Source organism: Flavobacterium sp. NLM (assembly GCF_002210235.1).
Taxonomy (GTDB): domain Bacteria; phylum Bacteroidota; class Bacteroidia; order Flavobacteriales; family Flavobacteriaceae; genus Flavobacterium; species Flavobacterium panici.
Map to the genome: position 1 here is coordinate 1 of NZ_LIAC01000019.1, position 20,465 is coordinate 20,465.

General features: G+C 33.1%; 16 protein-coding genes. 3 read left to right on the forward strand and 13 right to left on the reverse strand.

Annotation, left to right across the window (positions count from 1 at the left end; translation table 11 throughout):
• On the forward strand, window positions 1-268 hold a 268-nt coding region (locus tag APR43_RS21045; RefSeq protein ID WP_123959176.1), incomplete at its 5' end, for a transcriptional regulator.
• A 94-nt stretch (window positions 269-362) separates the two neighbouring features.
• Here the strand turns inward: APR43_RS21045 and APR43_RS21050 are convergent.
• Together APR43_RS21050 and APR43_RS21055 are read right to left on the reverse strand one after the other, a co-directional pair.
• Window positions 363-4,190 carry a hypothetical protein gene (locus APR43_RS21050; protein WP_053472886.1) on the reverse strand — a complete coding sequence of 1,276 codons (3,828 nt, stop codon included), beginning with the start codon at window positions 4,188-4,190 and terminating at the stop codon, window positions 363-365.
• A 153-nt stretch (window positions 4,191-4,343) separates the two neighbouring features.
• Window positions 4,344-5,540, reverse strand: a complete 1,197-nt coding sequence (locus APR43_RS21055; protein WP_053472887.1) for an aminopeptidase C — start codon at window positions 5,538-5,540, stop codon at window positions 4,344-4,346.
• A gap of 240 nt (window positions 5,541-5,780) precedes the next feature.
• On the opposite strand from APR43_RS21055, the gene APR43_RS21060 reads away from it, so the two are divergent.
• Complete coding sequence (locus APR43_RS21060; protein WP_053472888.1) at window positions 5,781-6,578, forward strand: helix-turn-helix transcriptional regulator; 798 nt, start codon at window positions 5,781-5,783, stop codon at window positions 6,576-6,578.
• 77 nt (window positions 6,579-6,655) lie between these two features.
• Complete coding sequence (locus APR43_RS21065) at window positions 6,656-7,516, forward strand: CPBP family intramembrane glutamic endopeptidase (RefSeq protein ID WP_053472889.1); 861 nt, start codon at window positions 6,656-6,658, stop codon at window positions 7,514-7,516.
• A 119-nt stretch (window positions 7,517-7,635) separates the two neighbouring features.
• Here APR43_RS21065 and APR43_RS21070 read toward each other — a convergent pair whose 3' ends face one another.
• The 11 genes from APR43_RS21070 to APR43_RS21115 all read right to left on the reverse strand — a co-directional run bounded on the left by APR43_RS21070 (window position 7,636) and on the right by APR43_RS21115 (window position 20,126).
• A complete protein-coding gene (locus APR43_RS21070) occupies window positions 7,636-8,832 on the reverse strand; it encodes a BamA/TamA family outer membrane protein (RefSeq protein WP_053472890.1) in 1,197 nt (398 codons plus the stop codon).
• A gap of 62 nt (window positions 8,833-8,894) precedes the next feature.
• Window positions 8,895-9,863: a transporter gene (locus APR43_RS21075; RefSeq protein WP_053472891.1), complete on the reverse strand. Its 969-nt coding sequence runs from the start codon at window positions 9,861-9,863 to the stop codon at window positions 8,895-8,897.
• Window positions 9,864-9,914: 51 nt separating this feature from the next.
• Window positions 9,915-11,105 carry a helix-turn-helix domain-containing protein gene (locus tag APR43_RS21080; RefSeq protein WP_053473028.1) on the reverse strand — a complete coding sequence of 397 codons (1,191 nt, stop codon included), beginning with the start codon at window positions 11,103-11,105 and terminating at the stop codon, window positions 9,915-9,917.
• Between the two features lie 129 nt (window positions 11,106-11,234).
• Window positions 11,235-11,813, reverse strand: a complete 579-nt coding sequence (locus APR43_RS21085) for a DUF4136 domain-containing protein (RefSeq protein ID WP_053472892.1) — start codon at window positions 11,811-11,813, stop codon at window positions 11,235-11,237.
• Between the two features lie 222 nt (window positions 11,814-12,035).
• Window positions 12,036-13,436 carry a DUF2252 domain-containing protein gene (locus APR43_RS21090; protein ID WP_053472893.1) on the reverse strand — a complete coding sequence of 467 codons (1,401 nt, stop codon included), beginning with the start codon at window positions 13,434-13,436 and terminating at the stop codon, window positions 12,036-12,038.
• Window positions 13,437-13,446: 10 nt separating this feature from the next.
• A complete protein-coding gene (locus APR43_RS21095; protein WP_082356449.1) occupies window positions 13,447-14,919 on the reverse strand; it encodes a DUF1254 domain-containing protein in 1,473 nt (490 codons plus the stop codon).
• A gap of 36 nt (window positions 14,920-14,955) precedes the next feature.
• Window positions 14,956-15,270: a DUF1214 domain-containing protein gene (locus tag APR43_RS24620; RefSeq protein WP_240514978.1), complete on the reverse strand. Its 315-nt coding sequence runs from the start codon at window positions 15,268-15,270 to the stop codon at window positions 14,956-14,958.
• Window positions 15,271-15,304: 34 nt separating this feature from the next.
• Window positions 15,305-16,408: a DUF1254 domain-containing protein gene (locus APR43_RS21100; RefSeq protein WP_205720341.1), complete on the reverse strand. Its 1,104-nt coding sequence runs from the start codon at window positions 16,406-16,408 to the stop codon at window positions 15,305-15,307.
• Between the two features lie 39 nt (window positions 16,409-16,447).
• Entirely contained in the window at window positions 16,448-17,278 is an 831-nt protein-coding gene (locus APR43_RS21105) for a hypothetical protein (protein WP_053472894.1), read from the reverse strand.
• Between the two features lie 96 nt (window positions 17,279-17,374).
• On the reverse strand, window positions 17,375-18,388 hold the full coding sequence (locus APR43_RS21110) for an HAD family hydrolase (protein WP_053472895.1): 1,014 nt from the start codon (window positions 18,386-18,388) through the stop codon (window positions 17,375-17,377).
• Between the two features lie 70 nt (window positions 18,389-18,458).
• Window positions 18,459-20,126 (reverse strand): arylsulfatase, encoded by a 1,668-nt coding sequence (locus APR43_RS21115; protein ID WP_053472896.1) that lies wholly within the window; start codon window positions 20,124-20,126, stop codon window positions 18,459-18,461.
• Window positions 20,127-20,465: the final 339 nt, after the last annotated feature.

A 20,465-nucleotide genomic window follows, 5' to 3' on the forward strand; every position in this document is an offset into this window, starting at 1 on the left:
TATTGAAAACAGCGAAACAATTGATGATGAAAAACTTCAGGCAATTGCCGAAATATTAGGCGTAACTGTTGAAGGAATTAAAAATTTCTCTGAAGAAGCGGTTTTAAATATTATTGGAAATACTTATCATGAAAGCAATGTTGTCAATGGAAATGCATATAACTGTAATTTCAATCCACTTGATAAAATGGTTGAGCTTTTCGAACGTTTGGTTCAGGCTGAAAAAGATAAGGTTGAGTATTTGGAGAAATTGTTGAAAGGGAAGTAGAAATTTCTATTTTTAAAATATATTCTAATGAAAAGAGGCTCTAGTAGAACCTCTTTTTTATTTTTTATTAATAATTATTGCTCCTGTTTTTTAATTATTTTCTCTTAGTTACAATTTTAATATAGTTATCTTCAAGTTTGTCTGATGAAATATTAGTATATCTAATACTTTTTAAATTATTTATAAAAGCAGTATTTAAATCGTTCTTTGTAAATTTAATCTCTTTCCATTTTTGAGTAATTTCAGAATACGGATTACCTAATTTAACCAAAACACTTTCAAGAGACTCAATATTATTCTTAAACAAAGTAAAATACTTATTGAACAACAATATTTTATTTCTAACATTCTTGCTATTCGTAATTAATTCTAGCAAAAATTCATAATCTATGCTAATCATTTTATTTACTGAAAGTATTTCTGCAACTATATTACTTACTCCCACATCAAGACTTGTAGCATCTAATTCATAAATCAAATCAATTTTATTATCCAAAGATAATTTATCTGACTTTAATAGATATTCATATTCAATTAATTCAAATAAAAATTCATCCCTAACTTTTAAATACTCACGAAAATTTAACTCTACTAATACAAGTTGTATATTATCATGTGAAGCCTCTTTTACTAAATCAAAATTTTCTTTACTAAAGGCAATAATTTTTTTCTCGATCAGCTTTTGAATTTTTATATCATTAATTTCTTCTAAATTTAATTCATTATAATTTTGTGTTACACTATCTAAAATTAAGAAATATGAATTCTCATTTAATTCATCTTTTTCCAGTATTTCTCGAGTAAATTTATTTTTTGTGGAATCGTCAAATTTAGAGTCATTGATTTTAAGTTTAGATATTTTCTCTGCATTTTTCAAATTGTTCAAGAATAAAATTAAGTATTCATCAAACTCATATTTTAATGAATAATTAATTAAATTATCCCAAGTAGGTTCTACTTTATCCAAAGCAAGTAGTGAAGGCCAAACAGAAAATTGCAGATTTAAAAAAGTAGAAATTTTTATATTTTGATCTTCAATAATTTTTAATTTAATATCCGTTTTTAGAATTTGATTGTTTAATAACTTCACCAATCCTAATTCTGTTTCATTAGTGTTAGTTTCAATTGAAAGAAAAACATTTGAAATGTATTTTTCAATATTATTTTCAACGTATAATTTTAATAAATCTAATTGTGAATTTTGAATTGTACTGTAATTTGAAACTTTTAAATCATTAACATCTTCCGCTTTATTTTTAAAAACAAATTCAATCATAGTTTCATTTAATTCATATAAATCGTTCTCATAAATCAAGTTAAATAAACTTTTATTTTTTCCAATTTCTAAAGAATCTATAAATTTCACTTTTAATGAAACCAAATTCTCAATAATTTTCTCCGTGTCTACATTATCATTCTCCATTAAGATTAGAAAATTCGTTTTATTTGATATATATTTTAAAAGATTCCCTTTACTATTTTGTTTAATAAGATTTTGGCCTTTAAGATTCTGTAAAAGTCTTATTAAGATTTTATCTTTTTTTTCAATTAAATAAAAGTTATCAGCTTCAATATAATCCCAAAATCCAGACCAAACTCCAGCTATTTTTTCTATAAACAAATCAATATTCTTTCCTTGATTTATATATAATTTAATGAAGCTCGTTTTTAAAACGGATGTCGATTGAAATAAAGAAAACAATTCCTTGATTGTCTCATTATTTTTTTTCTCAAATATATATTCGACTAAATCTAAATTTAATATAATTTCTTTATCAAAATCATCATTAATTTTCTTTAAAATTCTTTTAATATTATTTAATTTATAGGTTAATTCACGAGGTTTGTTATTTCTAATTCCTAAAATATAATTTTGATCATTCTTTGATAATCCATCTTCTGTTTCATGAAATAAAGAAATATAATACCAATAATCTTGATCAATTAATCCATTTCTTAAGAAATAAATCAAAATATCTTCCTTTATAATTTCTTTATTTAATCCTTTACTAGAATCTCTAATTAGCTCTTGAATAGAGTAATCTCTAATCACTTTAATATTATTTTCACAATTAAACAATTCAAACTTTAATACATCAATTGATTCCTTTGTATTTTCATTTATCAGAGATTTACTTTCAAAATAAGAATGTTTAGCTCCGATTTGTTCTTCAATATCATTAAAAGAAACAGACAGGTTTTCATTAATATTATCCCATCTTCTATAGTTATAATCATAATTTTGATAAGTATAATTAATAGATTTTCTATCTGTCAAATTTTCAAATGCCGAATCAGTGATTAGTTGCTCAACATCATTATATGGATAAGATTTATCTAAATTAAGAGTCGTTATTTTTTGACTTGAAGGGAAATTCTCTATAATTTTTAATATGTACAGCCTACGCAAATTTTCAATACTGTCAATTCCGAAATCACTAATTTCCTCAATTTTTAATCTTATCCTTTTAATTTCTGTTTCTTCATCAAGAATTTGTTTTCGTTTTATTTTTTGCTCATCCTCATTAAACACACTGTAAATCATACCTTTATTATAATGCAATTTCGCGAAGTCTTCCGGATATTTATTTTTATATATGATAAATGATAAAAGCTTACTTTTATCCAAATCAATGATAGTTAGCTTCTCTTTGTAAATTTTAAACTCATTTACAATATTTTTAAGTAATCGCATATCGTCAACATATAATGAGATATCATCTAATAATTGATCATTTATGCCTTCATTTTTTAGTTTGTCATGAAGTAAATCATAAGAATTTGATGGGTTTATTATAGGGATAACTGGAACTATAAAATCAAAAAATTTAGTTCTATTCCCATCCTTAAACATTTCGTCTTTTAATGCGTAAATAAATGTTATGTGCCTGCCAATTTGTTTTGAGTTATTGAGTATTAAATTAATTTCTCTTAATTTAGTAAAAATTTCAGGTTCTTTAAATCTGTCCAAATCTTCAATTAAAACCACATTATAATTAGTTTTCTCAAAAAAATAGATAATCTCATCTAAGTTTTTATTTAAAATGGAATTATTATCAATCTCTCGATTTAGTTCAATGTCACCTTTTAGATTAATTTTCTCAAACCTAAAATGATATAGTGATTTAATAAAACTTTTTACAATAAATAAAGACCCACAAATAAAAATTGCCAAAGAGGTTAACTCTAGTATACCCTTACTTTCTTTAGATATTGAAGAAAATATTATTAATTTTTTAAATAAATCTTGATAAAATAGATATGCAAAACTCAAAGCAACGAAGAAACCTATAATAGTGAAAATTACCAAAGAATAACTTTTAAGATTTCTAATTCTTTTAAATCTTGAGTTTGGCAAACTAATACTTTTTTCCAAATACAACATTTGTTGGAGAATACTAAGTTCGATCTTTTGATTTAGCTCTTCCCTTCTTTTTTTATTTTCATTTATTTCATCTAGTGTTTTTGGTTTTTCATTATCAATATTATCGATTTGTTCTTCAAAAGTTGCCAAAGAAATACTAAGATAATCAAACTCTTTATGCTTAATTTTCAAAGTCTTAAGTATACTACTTTTTCCAGAACCATAAGATCCTGTAAGTGCAACATTCGTAATATTGGAGTTTGTTAAAGCCCAATATAATGAATCGATATAAATTTTTTCATTTTCAATTATTGAAGGAGTTAAATCTTCAAATCCGTTAGGATTCTTAGAGAGCGGATATCCTAGACTTCTATCAAAAGAATTCCTTTTCTTTTTAAAATAGCAAATTATCTTATTTAAGAAATTAGAAATAATAGTGGTTAAATAAACATAAAAACTACTATTTAAAATAGATTTTTTGAAATTCAAAAAAAAACCAAAAATTGAATTCTTTAGTTTTATAAAAAAACTTTTAATGCATTTTTTATATTTATTCATAAGTATAAGAGATCTTTGAAAAATAAAAATAAGTAATTTACTATCAATATGTGTTTTATACTTTGAAAATTTTAAAATCTTTCAAAAACAAAAAAGCGCCGTAATCCAAAGATCACAGCGCTTTTCTATTTTCATTAAAAACCTTAAAACTCCTTAAACTCCCAACTTCTTAGCAATTTCAGCAGGAATTCCGCCTTTGTTTACCATTAAGGCAGTTGTTTTATATTTTACGAAATTTTTGGTAACGAACAAGAAACCTTTGTAGTCGTTTGTTTCTCCCCAAGAATTTTTTACGATATAATATTCTTTTCCGGTTTGATCTTTTGCAAGACCAATAATGTGCATTCCGTGGTCGTCTGTTGTACCGTAATTGTCAAACGCAGCCTGACGCATTTCTGGAGTAATTTCCGGTTCTGCTTTTGGTCCGTTAAACATATCTGCTTTTTCTTCAGCCGTCATGTCGTCAAATTTCTTTGTTGGCACATAAGCCACACCGTTTTTCCAGCTAAAGCTTTTCTCGCTTACGTCTGTCGCCCAAGCAACAGTATATCCTTTTTTCAATGCATTGTCGATAACATCAGTCATGTCGTTTACTTTTACGTTGTAAACCTGATCTAAAGACCAGTTATCCGGCACAGCAAGAACTGTTTTTTGGTAATATGGAGAAGTTGTAAACGAAGACATTTCTACATATTCGTCAGGATTAATTCCTACCACTTCTTTAGCAAAAGACTGCGGCGTATAGTTTTTTCCTTTGTAGTTGAAGTTATCCGGCACTTTTCCTAAATAAGAATCGATAACAGCAGCATACGCTTTTTGCCAGTTTGGAGTTAACTCTCCGTTTGGATTTTTAACCACCGCAGCCAAAACACCTTCGATAAGTGCAGACATTTCGGCGAATTTATTTTTATCCGTTCCGTAGTTCAAACCAGTGTAAACTTCTCTTGGTACGGTTCCGTATTTTTTGTACATATTAATTACATCGTGCAGCGAACCTCCGTCACCTAAAGTGATCGCGCCGTGCATACGAACATAATTTACTCCTTTGTCAACATACACATTTCTTGCAGAAAAAACCTGAGAAAGCTCAACAGGCTGTTTTCCTAAACGAATCATTTCTGACTCTAAAAATGAGTTTGATGCATAACTCCAGCAAGTTCCTGATGAACCCTGGTTTTTAATCGACGTTGTTCCTAAGTTAACTACTTCAGTGAATTTAAAAGCTTCTTTACTTTTATCACTCGCATTTAGCTTTAAGGAATTTACCAAAATGTCCTGCGCAAAACAGCCGCTTACACCAACTAAAAAAGCAGATGCCGCGAAAACTGATTTCATCGTATTTTTATACATAATCAAAAGATTTAAATAGTTACTTATTAGTAGCCTGTATTATATTTTTGTTACAAAAAAATTAAATATTCGGTAAATAAACTATTATTTAACAGTTAATGTTTATACAATGTTTTTATTAATCCTCAAAACCTTACAAACTATATAAAAACATAATCTGTTTACAATCAAATGTTTTTTGATTTTATATGCAAATAAATAGTAATTTGGCTGTTGAAATGCCACGCTATAAACCCCAAAATGTACGAACTCGAAAAAGAGAAATACTTAGGCAATACTAAAAAGAGCTTCAATACCCAGCAGGGAATTGCGGTTGTCGAAACCGAGTATCAAAACAAGGTTTACGAAGGCTGGCACTCGCACAATAATGCGCATATTACGCTTTTCCTAAAAGGCGGAACTACCGAAAAACGAAAAAATTTCAGCGAAACCGTAGGTCCCGGTTCGTTATTATTTTACCACAGCGACGAACTGCATTTAAATCAAAATACGCTTTTTCCGTCCCGAAATATTAATATTGAAATTGAAGAAAATCTGCTGAAAGATCTTCAACTATCTGAAGCTGTGATCGAAAAATCGGTTCAAAATTCGGCGTTTACTAAGTTTTTAATTTTAAAGATTTTTAAAGAAACGCTTACTTCTGATACTTTTTCTGCCGATACGATTACGATGCTTTTTTCGCAGATTTCGAATGCTCAAAATCATTTAGAACGTTTTGAGAAAAGTCCGTTTTGGGTGAAGAGTTTGCAGGAATTACTGAATGACTGCTGGAACGAAAACCCGAATCTGCATGATTTGGGATTGGTTTTAAATTTAAATCCGATTACGATTTCTAAACATTTTCCGAAATATTTTGGCTGTACTTTAGGCGAATACATGCGCCGAATTAAAATAAATCGTTCGCTTTCGCTGATACAATCGCACGAAAGTAATTTAACCGAAATTGCACTCGAATGTGGTTTTGCAGATCAAAGCCATTTTATTAGAACGTTTAAAAGTCAAACGGGATTTTTACCCAAACAATTTCAAAAATTATAAAGAGGCAAATTTCATTCTATTTTTTGTTTTTGATGCGCGATACTTTTGTCTCATCATAAATCAATAAAACAAACCAAATGGAAACCCTTACCAGAAAACAAAAAATATTTAATTTCCCTGTTGTCAAAATCTTTCTTGCTCTGCTTACTTTTATGGCTGTTGTTATTATTGGCCAGCAAATTGCCGTAAAATTATTGGCTTTGACATCTCTTGACAAAGATTATAGAAATCTTTTAAAAGGACTTTTTGTTTCCTTTTCGTGTATTTTCAGTTACATTCTTTTCTTTAAAAAATATGAAAAAAGAACCATTACAGAATTTTCTACAAAAGGACTTGCCAAAAATATTATTATTGGAACTTTAATTGGTTTTGTTTTACAATCCTTAACCATTTTAGTAATTTACCTTAACGGAAGTTACAGCGTTGTAAATATCAATCCTGTTTCGTTTATCCTGATTCCGTTTACTATAATGTTTACCGTTGCCATTATTGAAGAAATATTGGTGCGCGGGATTATATTTAGAATTGTAGAAGAAAAACTGGGAAGTTATATTTCTCTCACAATTTCTGCTGTTCTATTTGGTGTTTTTCATTTGGCAAATCCTCACGGCACTTTGATTTCAGCAATCTGTATTACAACTGCAGGTTTTTTGTTTGGAGCTATTTTCATGTACAGCCGTAATTTATGGATGCCAATTGCTTTGCATTTTGCATGGAATTTTACGCAGTCGGGAATTTTTGGAGCCATAACTTCCGGAAACGAAAAAACAAGCAGTTTATTAGAAGCAAAAATACAAGGTCCGGAATTTATTACCGGAGGAGAATTTGGTCCCGAAGGATCGGTTCAGGCTATTATATTCTGTGCCACTGCAACTATTATTCTATTAGTTTTAAACCACAAACAGAATAAAATTATCAAGCCGTATTGGGCGAAATAGAGTTTTTTTTGCCACGAATTGCACGAATTTCCACAAATTATATTTGAATTCCCGGTAACATTATCGGGAATTTTTATTTCACTTTTCACAATTAACAACTCACAATTAATAATTAACAATTATCTAAGCCAATTGCTTCCAAAAACAATATAATACGCCCAATCTTCAGGGCCTTTTGCAACGTCGACTCCCATTCTGAGTTTGAATTTTCGGGCTAATAGATATCTAAATCCTGTTCCGTAACTGTAGACAACGGGTTTGGCGAACGCTTTATCCCAATCGTTAAAAGCACTTGCCAGGCCGCCGTAACCCATAAGGCTCCATCTTCGGTATAAATCCCATCGCAATTCGGCTTCGGTAACTATGCTGGTTTTTCCCTGATATCGGGCGGCGGGAATTCCGCGTAAATTGATTCCGGGCAAAAGATAAAAAGGCGGACTCCCAAACGCCTGCTCTCCTTCTACCCTAAGCCCGCCAATTAATTTTTTTGTTAAGGGATAAAATCCTATTGCCGATAAATTGACGCGCCACGCATCATAATCGCTCCCTATTGCATCATCTGACCAAAAGAAATCTGACTGAAGCCGGATTCCTTTATCTGGTGTAAATATATTGTCACGTCCGTCAAACTGAAGCGCAGCTCCAAGCTGACTTATGGTACTTTTAATATCTTTTGGCTGTACAAATGGCGGCGGAAGATCAACATCGGGCAGATTTATTTTTGAGTTTAAAAAAAGATATTGCGGTCCGGCACTCCATTTTGCGTTTCTAAATTGTTTCAGCCATTGTGTATAAAAAATAGTTGACCTAAAATTGAGTTTAAATTCCTGATCTTTTGCATTGTGGATATTATTGGCATAAAAAGATAAATTCATATCGCCATAACCGGCCATAACACGATATAAAATTCTGGATTTGACTAAGGTTCCAGACCGAAATGCGCCTGCCATCCAGCTTTTATTTTCGGTATACATACCAATTCCTCCTGTTATGTCTGGATTTATAAAACGTTTTTTACCATTTTCGTCTACAACCGGCGGACGTTTTTTAAGAAAAACGGGAACGATTGCACCTCCAATTCCGCCCAATGCCGGTTCTGTAATAACGGTAGGAACTACAATAAAGCCGTGTGCATAAATAATATAATCGCTTAAGTCAAAAGCTCCGTCGAGAGAATCTTTTGTGGTTATATGTGGTGTCTGTGCTGTTTGTGCGATTGTGTTTTGAAGAGAAAAAAAACACAAAGCAAAAATGAAAACCAGTTGTAGAAAAAGTTTTCTGTTTTTTATGGAAGTTTCTGAATATGTATTTCTCATTTAAATCAATTTAAAATTTATCTTATTCCTTTAAAAAACATCAACTTAAATCATTCTGAGGATTATTCTTTTTTCTCTTTTGCCAAGCTGAATACATGCGCAAGTGTCAGGAAAAAAGTATTTCCCTGAAAACGGCTTTCGGCTCCAAATTCTGAAATCCAGCGAAGTCCTGCAGAAGTTTTGCAGCCTATGTGGAAATAATTTACCTCAGCACCAACGCCTCCAATTTTGTCTTTGTCTGGTTCAATCACGAAATTGCCCACCGGAATTTTATCGTTTGAAATTTTATATTGCAAATAGTAAATTAAACCTGCATTTAGTATTCCGCTTGGAGCAGTTTTCGCAGCATTGAGCGTGTAAAAGGTTTTTCCTAAACCTCCTTCAACACTTAAAATATCTCCGGTTTTTATATCGGTATCTTTCTTTTTTCCGTTTATTTCGTAAGAGGCTAAAGCCGAAAAATGAAATGTTTTTTTGTCATTAAAATATACGGTTGTTCCGGCCGAAAATTCATTCATCAACATTCCTAAACCGGCATTATCTGAAGCTCCTGCGGTAAATTTTCCAGTTGGAAGATATAATTGATAACTAAAAACAAAATCGGCTCTTTTGTTGTGCCAGCCTAATTGAATGGGCTGTACATACATATCTGTAAAAGCGAGTGAATTTGTTGCATCAAGTGAATTTCCCTGAATGGTATTTGAAGCAAAAGCCAGCAAAATAGTAGCTCCGTAATTAGCTCCTAAAATTTTGAAATCACTTATATAATTAGCTCCAACTCCTGTTATAAACATGGTAATATCTGGATTTGCAACAGATTCGTCACCGTCTGAATTTCGCAAGGAACCCGCATCATACAAATAACCCGGCACGTAAACGCTTAAAGTATTTGCCGGAGTCTGAGTTCCGGATTGTAATCCCATTGCTCCAAGAATATGACCTCCTTTTAACTGTGCATTTCCTAAAAAACAAACGAACAGAAATAATAAGATGTATACTGATTTTATGGTTTGTTTTGATTTCGTTTTCATGGTTTCTTCTTTAAATTGATGAGACTTTACAATCCGTCTTTACAAATTATTTTAATTTGTAGATTGCTTAAAAAAATAAGAACTGCTTTTTTCAGGGTTAATCCTGATTACCCTAAAATATTCTGAAGGAGATTTTCCTGTATGTTTTATAAAAGCCCTAAAACAGGTTGTTCTGGATTTAAAACCAGATGCCCAGGCCATTCCTTCGAGGGAAAGATCTTTCCAGTCTGAATCGTTTATTTTTTCTTTAAAATATTCGATTCGTTTTAAATTAATATAATCCTGAAAGTGCAGGTTGAATTCTGAATTAATTAAACAGGAAAGATTGTTTACGGTAATTCCGGTTTCTTCTGAAATATCACGTATCACTAAATCTTTCTTTAAAAAGAGTTTTTTAGAGTCAAATATACTTTCTAGTCTTGCCAGATACAGCTGTCGTTTTTCCAGCGTTAACTCTTTTACTATTGGGTGTGAGTTTTTGGTTTCCTGTGAAGCGTAGGTTCTCAAATCTTCATTGACAAAATCTGTTTCGTTTTCATTTGCATCATAAAAAAGCTGCGGTTTAAAATACAGCCAGCCAACCGTAAAGATTAAAACAGATGAAATAAGAATGTAGCAGGATAAGTCTAAATTGTCGACATTATTGATTAAAAAGAAATGCACAAAAAGTGTTGAAAACAAAAACAAGATGACCAGATTATAAACCCTGATCCAGCCTAATATTTTGATTCGCTGCAGGTGATTTTCCTTAAATTTTTTAATGTCATAATTTAAAATCATCATAGTTTGGCAAAATGCGTACATAAGCCAAACGCTGAGACTTAACATTGAAAAAGGATTTTTTGTTTTTACCGAAATATAGTCTATCAAATAAATATTGGTATAATTTCCAATCCAGACTAAAATAGTTAATGAGAAATAAATGAGGAATGGCAGGAAATGAAACCAGTCGTATTTTTTATAGTATGAATTTGGGAATAAAATATTGCGAACGTATAAAAACGCGCAGGGAGCTGCTAAAAAAATAAAAGATTTGGTGATCATGAACAGATCCGGAAATTCCTTAAAAACATTTGCCGATAAGTAAAAATTATAGACGCTTACAAGGGCAAGGCTAAACAAAAACAGTCCTAAGAAAAAACTTTTAGAATAGTTTTTCTTCGAGAAAAGAACCATAAATGAAGTCGCAAATCCTACAATTGTAGCTATAAAAAAGAAAAGCGAAAGTACTATATCGGTCATACGTTTTAAGCTTTGATTAGTTTGTCCTTTTCTCTGAAAAGGGGGATTTTCAAAGAAAATAAAATGTGCGATCATAAGCTGTACTTACTAAATTTGAAAGTACAGCCTATTTAAAACAGTAGTTTTATGCTATTTTTTTACTGCCCCAGGAGGAAATCCTTCTAAGATTTTTTTGATAGAATTATTTATAAATTCTTCAGGATTATCTGGTTTACTGTCAATTTGAGCATTTCCAATTCCCTGCCAAAGTAATTTTTGTGTTTTTGTAGAAACTATATCGATAACTAATGAACCGTCAACATAATCATAAGTATTAAATGTTGTTGTGCCGCCGCCCATCATGGCTCCGCCGCCCCAATATCCATACGGACGATACATTCCGCCATAACCGTAAAAATTAGAGTCGGCTGTAACTTGTGTTTTATTTTTTAAAATAGAAACTGCATTTACTTTTAAATCAGGATTTGAACTTTCTGTAAATCCTTTTGCAATCATTTCAGCACGAATTGCATTTGTAACACGGTCTACATTTAATTGATTTACCTGACCTTGCTGCGCTTTTAAATCATAAACTGCAAAAGTTTTATATTCACTAAAATTTGCAGAGTGATCGTAATCTGTTGTAACCTTAACTGTTGGGGAACAGCTGTAAATTAAACCCAAAAACAAAATTGGGATTATGCGAAGATTTGTTCTTTTAATATTCATTTTGTAGAATTTAAATTAATGATTAATTACTTAACTCGAAATTATTAATTCTGAAAAATCTTGAATGAAAGAATATACGGCTTCGATAATGCGTTAAAAAACACAAAGAACTATATTACAGGCTTTTAGCAAACACTCAAAGATAATCAATTTATTTTATTGACATAAACATTTAGCGAAAAATTCTTACTTATTTATAATTGCTTTATTTATCCTGCAAAATCATATTTCTGCAGAAACCGGCAGTCTTCCTTCTTTTATGGCTTGGATCATTTTGTTGTAATCTAACTCATTTTGATCTGCATATAAAAGGGAAAACTTCGAAACTGCGTTGGCAAATTCATTATTATCACCAATATATCCGGATATAACAGATGGATCTCCAGAGCGGGCATGCGCTCTTGCAAGTGCCCATCCGCAGGCTTTGGCATAATCTTTCAGGTTTTCTTCTTTCATTATTTCAAGAACGGGTTTGACTTTTGCATCACGAAGCTGACGGATGTAAAAAAATCTTCCTCTATCGTCATTGGTCCATCCTAAAAATATATCCGAAGCAGACTGCATTAGTTTTTGTCCCATTACAATTCGCTCTCCTTCCTGATTGTATTTCTTTTTAGATTTTACATATTGTTCTAAAACGCTTTGTCTTGCTTCTTTAAACTGCAAAAAAATGGGCTCGCCCGTGGCAGACATTAATAAACTTATACCGCAAAGTGTTCCTACACTTCCTACGCCTACCACTTTTATAGCAAAGTCATGCATAGAATATCTGCTTAACAAAATTTGCTTGTCTTCTGGCAATGATTCTATGTAGCGTTTATGAACCAATTCTGCTTCTTTCATAATGATCTTTTCATCATTTCCCGATGAATGAAATATCAAAGGCGGTTCATCTTTTATTCGGGCCCGAACTCCATCCTGATAGGTCATTTTTGCAAATTCCTTTTCATGTGCCGTATATTCGGCTGCTTTTTTTATTCGCTTTTGATGAAATTCTTTAATTTCTTCATCTTTTCCCAGTTCAATAAGTTCGGCCAGATCAATATCAGCATACCAAATTTGAAGCGCCGATAATTTGCTGTAATCCAGCATATGCCTTTTATAACTGTCTGCCACGTGCCAGGCAAATTCTTTATTGCTTTTATCAGCAAATTTGAGCCATCTTCCTGCAATCGCAAAACTTGCAGCTAACCGTTTTACATCCCATTCCCATGGACCCTGAAAAGTTTCATCAAAATCATTTATATCAAAAACCAATTTACGTTCTGGCGTTGCAAAACCTCCAAAATTCATTAAATGACAATCGCCGCAAAGCTGTAAATCGATTCCCGTGTTTGGCGTTTGTGCCAAATCTGCTGCCATAATTGCTGCCGCACCGCGAAAGAAGGCAAATGGCGATTCCATCATTCTCCTGTATCGAATGGGCAGTAAACTTTCTATTCTCCCAATACTGGTTTTTATCAAAATATCGATAGGATCTTCCCTGTCTTTTGCAGCAATATATTCCTGATGTAAAGAGTGCGGCACGGTCTTTCTAATCGCTGCACCTTTCTCATAACGTTCTGCTTTTGATGCTAATGGATCAAATGAAATTTCTGTTTTATCTGCTGTTTTTTCGACCATAAAATGATTCTTATTTTACTTCTTTTATATCATCCATTTTCCAGCTTTTATCAAAATAAGCTGTTGTTGGGCCGTAAAAACGCATATAAGTAAACCAATGTTTTCCCGGCAAAGTCTGAACCCAGTTTTTTTCTTTTCCGGCTGGGGCTTTTGGTCCAAAATACAAATCGACAGAACCATCTGTATTTTTTATTAAATCCTTACGGGAAGATAAGTCTGCATTTTTCTGCGGATTATCTATTAAACATCGGGTTGCCGAATCATAAATCGTAATGGACCAAAAATTAACTGCTGGCGGATTTGCCGGAATATTTAGTGTATAATTTTTCCCTCCGTCTAACCAATTTCCTTGATTATCATAATATGATCCCAAATAGGCCTGACCCACATTTGGTATTTTGGTTATCATGGCTTTAGAGTACGTAACGGCTTCATAGAAATAGGATGATCTTTCAAAAAACTCATCATAATTATCGGCATGCTGCGATGGATCTTTCATAATCAGTACATAATCCCATTTTTTGTCCGGCCAGTGTTTTATATCTGCAAAACGTTTACTGAAGGAATTTGCCATTGCCATTTGCTGGCCTTTCTCTGCAGCGTCAATTAAAATTTTCTTCTGACGTTCATCCGGAGCAAAAGCTTTTCCTTTTTCTATGCCAAGATTTCTTAACCAAGCCATAAAAAAACGATCTCTTTCTTCCACTGGTTCATTTTGTAAAATAGCATGAAGGCGTTCCCAATATTTAATTCCTGCCGGCTGAATTCCTAACCATTTTTTACCTGCCGGCGGGCTAACCACTTTTGTTGGTCCAGGGTTTGCTCTTTGTGCGTACGGATAAATTTTTACTTGTTTTAGCAGCGTTTCTGTAATTTTAGGATCAGGATCTAAAGCTCTAAACCCGAAAAACATATTTACGGTATTACATGGAACTATAAAATATCCATCGGCTTTAAAATCTTTAATTGTTGGAGGAACCAGAATGTATTTACCTCCTTTTCCTTTATCTGGCCCCATTTCTCCAATTACTGCTTGTTCTCGCTGCCAAAAATCTGCCAGTCCACCGGCAGTATGTCCAGCCGGCATTTCGATAACGGTTGGACCATTTGCTGCTAAATCTATAAACGTCATGATATAAGGCGTTGTAGCATTTGCGGTAAGAATTCCTAAACGATCGTCATAAGAGTTATATAAAACAAGATCGTTACTTGATGCTTTAAATGTTTTGTAGTGTTGCTGCTGCCATTCGGCGAAAGCCACAATAGGCAATCCCCATAAGTAACATTGCGTTGCCTGTTGAAAATCCATTTCGTCAAACAATGCCGGAATAGATTCTTTTGAAGGCAGTTCGCCATCTAATTTAATCTGAGTTCCATTTTCTGAAACCAGCGTTGATGATGTGGTTTCTGATGTTTCTTTTTTACATCCAAAATTTAATATCAGAGTAATTACTGCTAAAATTATAAAACATCTATTTTTCATAATGATTAATCATTTTGGTTTAAAATCAGGGAGTAATTATTTCACTTCTTCAACATCTCCCATTTTCCATGTTTTGTCAAAAAATCCTTTTTCCGGGCCATAGAAACGTGCCAGTAATTCAAATTTTCGTTTTGGATCTGTCGGAACCCAATTTGATTCTTTCCCTGTCGGAGCTTTTGCTCCAAAATAAATATCTACAGAACCATCATTGTTTTTTTGAAGTCCCGGCGATGTTGAGGCGCGGCTAGAATATTTCATTCCTAAAATAAGTGCATGGGTTTCACGATCGTAGGCTGTTACTGACCAATATAATTTTACCGGAACTTTTGCAGGCAAATGAAGTTTATACAATTTTGAGCCGTCAAATTCTTCGCCTTTATCATCTTTAATTGATATTAAATATGAATTGTCCGGTTCCTAAATGTTTCGCACTAAAATAGGCTATTGAATAGGCGATCGTTCTTTCGCGTACCGGGTAAAGATTTGGTATGGAATAATCACTCGCTATTGATTTTACAAAATCCTGCGAAACCGGTAATGCCCATTTAGTATCATTATAAAAAGGCATTTTAAATGCACTTTGATATTCTGAATCAATCCAGGTATGAGCATCTTTTATTGCGGCATTTAAAATTTCCTGCCTTCTGGCATCGGCCTGAAAGATTTTTCCTTTTTCAATTCCAATAGTTTTTAACTGATCAATCATTGCTAAGTCGCGGGTTATCCAGGGTTCTCTTTGAATAAACTGATTCAATATTTCAAAAAAATGAAAGTCGTACGGAATGGTGTTACTGAATGGAACTTCTAATAAATCAACAAATGTCGTTGCGGGTGGATTATCTGCTTCAGAAAGCGGATATATCTTAACTTTTTTTCCGTAATCAACCGCTCTTTTAATATCATTTGGACTTCCGTCTGTAAGATTTGAACGAAGTATGGCATATCCTGTAAAAGTTGAAGATGGCATTGGAATGTAACCTAACGGAACGGCATCTTTATAATTGGGTGGTAAAATGAGGTATTTGCCGCCTTTTCCTTTGTCAACTCCTGCGGGACCAATATCTTCTATTGCGGTCTGCCAGCCATCATCTAAACTTCCTGTTAATGATGAAACGCCTTCAACGGGAGGAATTTCTAAAACAACCGGGCCTTGTCGTGTATCATATAATGGATTTACATAAATCACGTCTGGATTTGGGGTTAAGGTTTGGTTTTTGGAATTGATTAATCCCGACCAATAAATAATTTGATTGTAATCGCCTTTTACTTTTAAAAGACTTTCATGAAGCAATTCTGAATTAACGGCGGGAATTCCCCAAATCACGGCTTCAAATGCTCGATTATAAACAAGCTGTTCTTCAAAATCTGCTGGTTTAAATACTGCTGTTTTTGTAGTATCGGCAGGTGTTGAAGTTTCTTTTTTTGTTGTAGAATTGGTACACGAGACCAGACAGCTCATTATTATAATGAATAAAATTTTTAACTTCATGATTTGTTTTTTTAAGATGAAAGAAACTCCTAAACGATGTTATGAACCCGGAAATACAAAGGCCAAAATAGCACGTAATCCCCAATCTGGTTTTGATTCAGAAGGACCTGTAATTGGAATTAAAGGCGAAATCGCAAACTGAACGACCTGATCGCCTAATTTTGTTACGGCACCAATAGAAGGGTTTAATGAGATTAGGGTTGTTTTTGCATCCCAGTTTTGAGTTATTTCGGCATTTACGCCTAAACTGGCACCGCTTTTATAACTGTGAGAAAGAAATATCTGGGTGTAAAACTGATTAAAATCGGCGCGGTCTTCATTTCCGGCAACTGACCAAATTTGATTGGCTATGAAACCTACTGAAAGTCCTTTTCCCTGATGCATTACTAATGCGCTTGGACCGACTCCAAATTTTTCTGTTCCTAATAATTCATCTGTTGCAGTTGGAATTAAAAATGCCGGACCTATACCTAAAATAAGGCCTTTTGTTTTTGGAGCAAAAAAAGCGGTAACCGTTGCATCGCTTAATCCAAATTGATGTGTATTGTTTCCTGTAATATCTCGTTGATCAACTACTGGCAATATATAACGGGTAATTAGATTTAAATTTTCTGTTAATTTAAACGGAATTACCGGCTGTATATTTATTATATATTTTGATCCGTTAAAAGGGCCAATACCATAATTTAAATTGTTCTGCAAAGGCACACTAATTAAGCTCGCCACTGGATTTGCGAGTTTATCTGCTAATTCCTGCGCACTTGCTCCGGCTTTTGGCGCGGCTTCCTGAGCGGAAATAACAAAAGAGAAAGTAAAAAACAGAGCGCTGAAAAATAATTTATGACTGATATAATAACTGATTCGTTTCATAACTGTTTTTTTAAGTTTTTTAATCCATCTAAAAATCTCAATGAAACAACTTTTGATGTCAAAAGCTGCTTCATTTGAGATCCTAACTAATTCAAATTATTTATCTGCAAAAACTTTTTTCCAGTCGTCTTTTATACTTACTACATGCCACTTGTTTTTTGCGGCTGTGCTTAATGACAAATTATCTTTTTCCTGATAGCTGTATTCTCTAATTGAATCATTGTGATTGACCAATAATTGAAAGGATGGGTATTTGTTTCCCTGCGAATATTTGAGCATGGCAATATCTCCTGCTCCGCCTTCGTTTCCGCAGGCAAAAACCGGACGCTGGCCAATATGCAGCTGGATGCCAACCGGTTTTCCTACTTTATCATTAAAATGATCTAAAGCTGGTTCTCTTTGTACGGCATTCTTAGCATCGTCGTATTTGTATTTAAAAGAAGTTCCTACGACCTGATCTTTTGGAATTCCGTAGAAATCCTGAGATATTGCTCTTACCACTTCAATTGTACCGCCTGTTACGATATAGGTTTTAAATCCGTTGGCACGGAGATAATTCAGCAGTTCTAATTGAGGCTGATATCGTATTTGTTTTACCGGAATATTTTTGCCCGGATAACGAGCGGTTTTAAAAAAATCATTTACTGATGTTTCAAATTCGTCCTCGGTCATTCCGGTGTGGGTTGCAGCTACAAGTTCTATAAGGGCTTTATCGCCTCCTTTTTCAAAAAAGGCTTTGTCTTTTTCTATTACCGCTTTAAAAGGTTGTTTTTGTGCCAAAGCCGGATTGGCTCCTACCATTTTTTTTACCTGATAAAAAGCAAATAATTCCTGAACATATGGTTTTTCTGCCCATAATGTTCCGTCGTTATCAAAAGTGGCGATTCTATTCTCTATTGGAATAAAATCAGGACTTCCTTTCTTGGTTACTTTTTCGACATAAGCAATAATGTCATCTTTTAAAGTTCCTTTGTTCCAGCTGGGAAGCGGATCTCCAACTATAACGGCCGAACTGTCTTTAGGATTAACAGTTGTAGCGTCATCTGATTTATTTTTGCATGAAACCAATAAAAATAAAAGCAGAGACAATACATATATTTTCTTATACATAGTATTGATTTTTAAGTTATAGAGCTTGAATTATGGGGTAATAATTCAAGCTCTACTAAACATTTATTTTCTACTTTTTCTTTTTTGAATCTGTTGCTTCTTCCTCTTTTAATTTAGGTAAAACGTTTTTCTCAATATATTTTTGTGCCTTAATATCTTTCATTGTTTCTTCCATGATAGTATAAGCTGAGAAACTTGGAGGAATTGATCTTGGAGGATATTCTTTAAATGTTTCTGCAAAAACTACCACATCTTGTATCGCTCCATACATTAATTGTACGTGATTCATCTGCCAGTCCCAAAAAGTATTTGAAGTAATATCGGCTCTTTCAAAAGGATCCTGGTACAAATTGAATATTTTTTGTAAACGCAGTTTGGTAAAAGGTTCTGCCCAAACTCCCAATGTACCTCCCAAACGCTGTTCTGCAAAAACATATTTATAATCGCCTTCTCTTAAACCAACTAAAAGACCATCATCATCTGTATAAAAGAATTTATCTCTGGCACTTTTTGGTGTTTTGCCTTCTAAAAATTTACTTTGATCAAAACCATCTAAATGTACTTTATAGTTTTTTCCGTTTGCTGAGTAACCTTTTAAAAGCTTGTTAACGATATCGGGTTCTCCTGCAATTGAAGCAAATGTAGGAATCCAGTCATTATGACTCATCAATTCAGTAGTTACAGTTCCTGCTTTGATATGTCCTGGCCAGCGTACAATACAAGGTACACGAAAAGCTCCTTCCCAGTTTGTATTTTTCTCAGAGCGAAATGGTGTCATTGCTCCATCTGGCCATGTGTTCATGTGAGGGCCATTATCTGTTGAATAAACCACGATCGTATTGTCGGCAATTCCTAGATCATCTAAAGCTTTTAAAATACTTCCAATAGTTTCGTCGTGCTCAATCATACCATCAATATACTCACTGTCTCCATGTGTATATTTTCCTCTGTGCTCTGCTCTAACGTGTGTACGAAGGTGCATACGTGTAGCATTGAACCAACAGAAAAATGGTTTGCCTGCTGCATTTTGTCTTTTGATAAAGTCAATAGCTGCTGCCGAAGTTTCGTCATCTACCGTTTCCATTCTTTTTTTAGTAAGTGGACCTGTATCTTCGATTCTTTGTTTTCCAACTTTTCCAAAGCGAGGATCTACAGTTCCGTCATCTGCACTTGTGGCTGTACATTTTAATACCCCTCTTGGTCCAAATCTTTTTAGATATTCCGGATCTTTAGGATAATCAGGCAATTCTGGTTCTTCTTCAGCATTCAAGTGATAGAGGTTTCCAAAAAATTCATCAAAACCGTTTACGGTTGGTAAATTTTCATTACGATCTCCCACGTGATTTTTACCAAATTGACCTGTTGCATATCCTAAACTTTTCATTATCCCTCCAATAGAAGGATCTAACTGGCTCATACCCATTGGCGCTCCAGGAAAACCAACTTTTGTAAGTCCGGTTCTAAGACCATGCTGTCCTGTTAAAAAAGCAGCACGTCCTGCAGTACAACTTTGTTCTCCATAATAATGAAGAAAACGCATTCCTTCATTGGCTAAACGATCAAGATTGGGTGTAGTATATCCCATAAGTCCATCGCTATAGGCGCTAATATTGGTAGTACCAATATCATCGCCCCACAATACTAAAATGTTGACTTTTTTCTGAGCTTTCACCTGAACAATCGTGAAGCATATGAATGCAAAAAGCATTATGGCATTTCTAAATTTACTTTGTTTCATGGTAATAAGATTTGTTAATAATTCGTTTGTATAATGGTTTTTATCTAAAAATCGAACTATAATTTTCTACAAAAATGAAGTAGAAAAAGTAACCTGTATGTAAAGCAATTTCTTAGAACATTTAGCTGTTGCCTTTGAGGGAATTTGCAGAAACTGTTTTTTTTAACGTTTTGTTAAGTATCTCAAAATTAAGTAATAAAAACACGAATAATCCTATTTTTAAGGCTTTACGTTGTTGCAAATTATAACTTGCAACATGAAAATGGTTTTATTTTGCTCCATGATGTTGCAAATTATAACTTGAAACGTCAGGATTTATAAACTGAAGAATATATAAAG

Coding starts and splice junctions, on each gene's coding strand:
- APR43_RS21070 (WP_053472890.1), bottom strand. CDS start 8,832: ATGAGAAATACATATTCAGAAACTTCCATAAAAAACAGAAAACTTTTT.
- APR43_RS21075 (WP_053472891.1), bottom strand. CDS start 9,863: ATGAAAACGAAATCAAAACAAACCATAAAATCAGTATACATCTTATTA.
- APR43_RS21065 (WP_053472889.1), top strand. CDS start 6,656: ATGGAAACCCTTACCAGAAAACAAAAAATATTTAATTTCCCTGTTGTC.
- APR43_RS21090 (WP_053472893.1), bottom strand. CDS start 13,436: ATGGTCGAAAAAACAGCAGATAAAACAGAAATTTCATTTGATCCATTA.
- APR43_RS21050 (WP_053472886.1), bottom strand. CDS start 4,190: ATGAATAAATATAAAAAATGCATTAAAAGTTTTTTTATAAAACTAAAG.
- APR43_RS21095 (WP_082356449.1), bottom strand. CDS start 14,919: ATGAAAAATAGATGTTTTATAATTTTAGCAGTAATTACTCTGATATTA.
- APR43_RS21105 (WP_053472894.1), bottom strand. CDS start 17,278: ATGAAACGAATCAGTTATTATATCAGTCATAAATTATTTTTCAGCGCT.
- APR43_RS21080 (WP_053473028.1), bottom strand. CDS start 11,105: ATGACCGATATAGTACTTTCGCTTTTCTTTTTTATAGCTACAATTGTA.
- APR43_RS21110 (WP_053472895.1), bottom strand. CDS start 18,388: ATGTATAAGAAAATATATGTATTGTCTCTGCTTTTATTTTTATTGGTT.
- APR43_RS21055 (WP_053472887.1), bottom strand. CDS start 5,540: ATGTATAAAAATACGATGAAATCAGTTTTCGCGGCATCTGCTTTTTTA.
- APR43_RS21115 (WP_053472896.1), bottom strand. CDS start 20,126: ATGAAACAAAGTAAATTTAGAAATGCCATAATGCTTTTTGCATTCATA.
- APR43_RS21085 (WP_053472892.1), bottom strand. CDS start 11,813: ATGAATATTAAAAGAACAAATCTTCGCATAATCCCAATTTTGTTTTTG.
- APR43_RS21060 (WP_053472888.1), top strand. CDS start 5,781: ATGTACGAACTCGAAAAAGAGAAATACTTAGGCAATACTAAAAAGAGC.
- APR43_RS21100 (WP_205720341.1), bottom strand. CDS start 16,408: ATGAAGTTAAAAATTTTATTCATTATAATAATGAGCTGTCTGGTCTCG.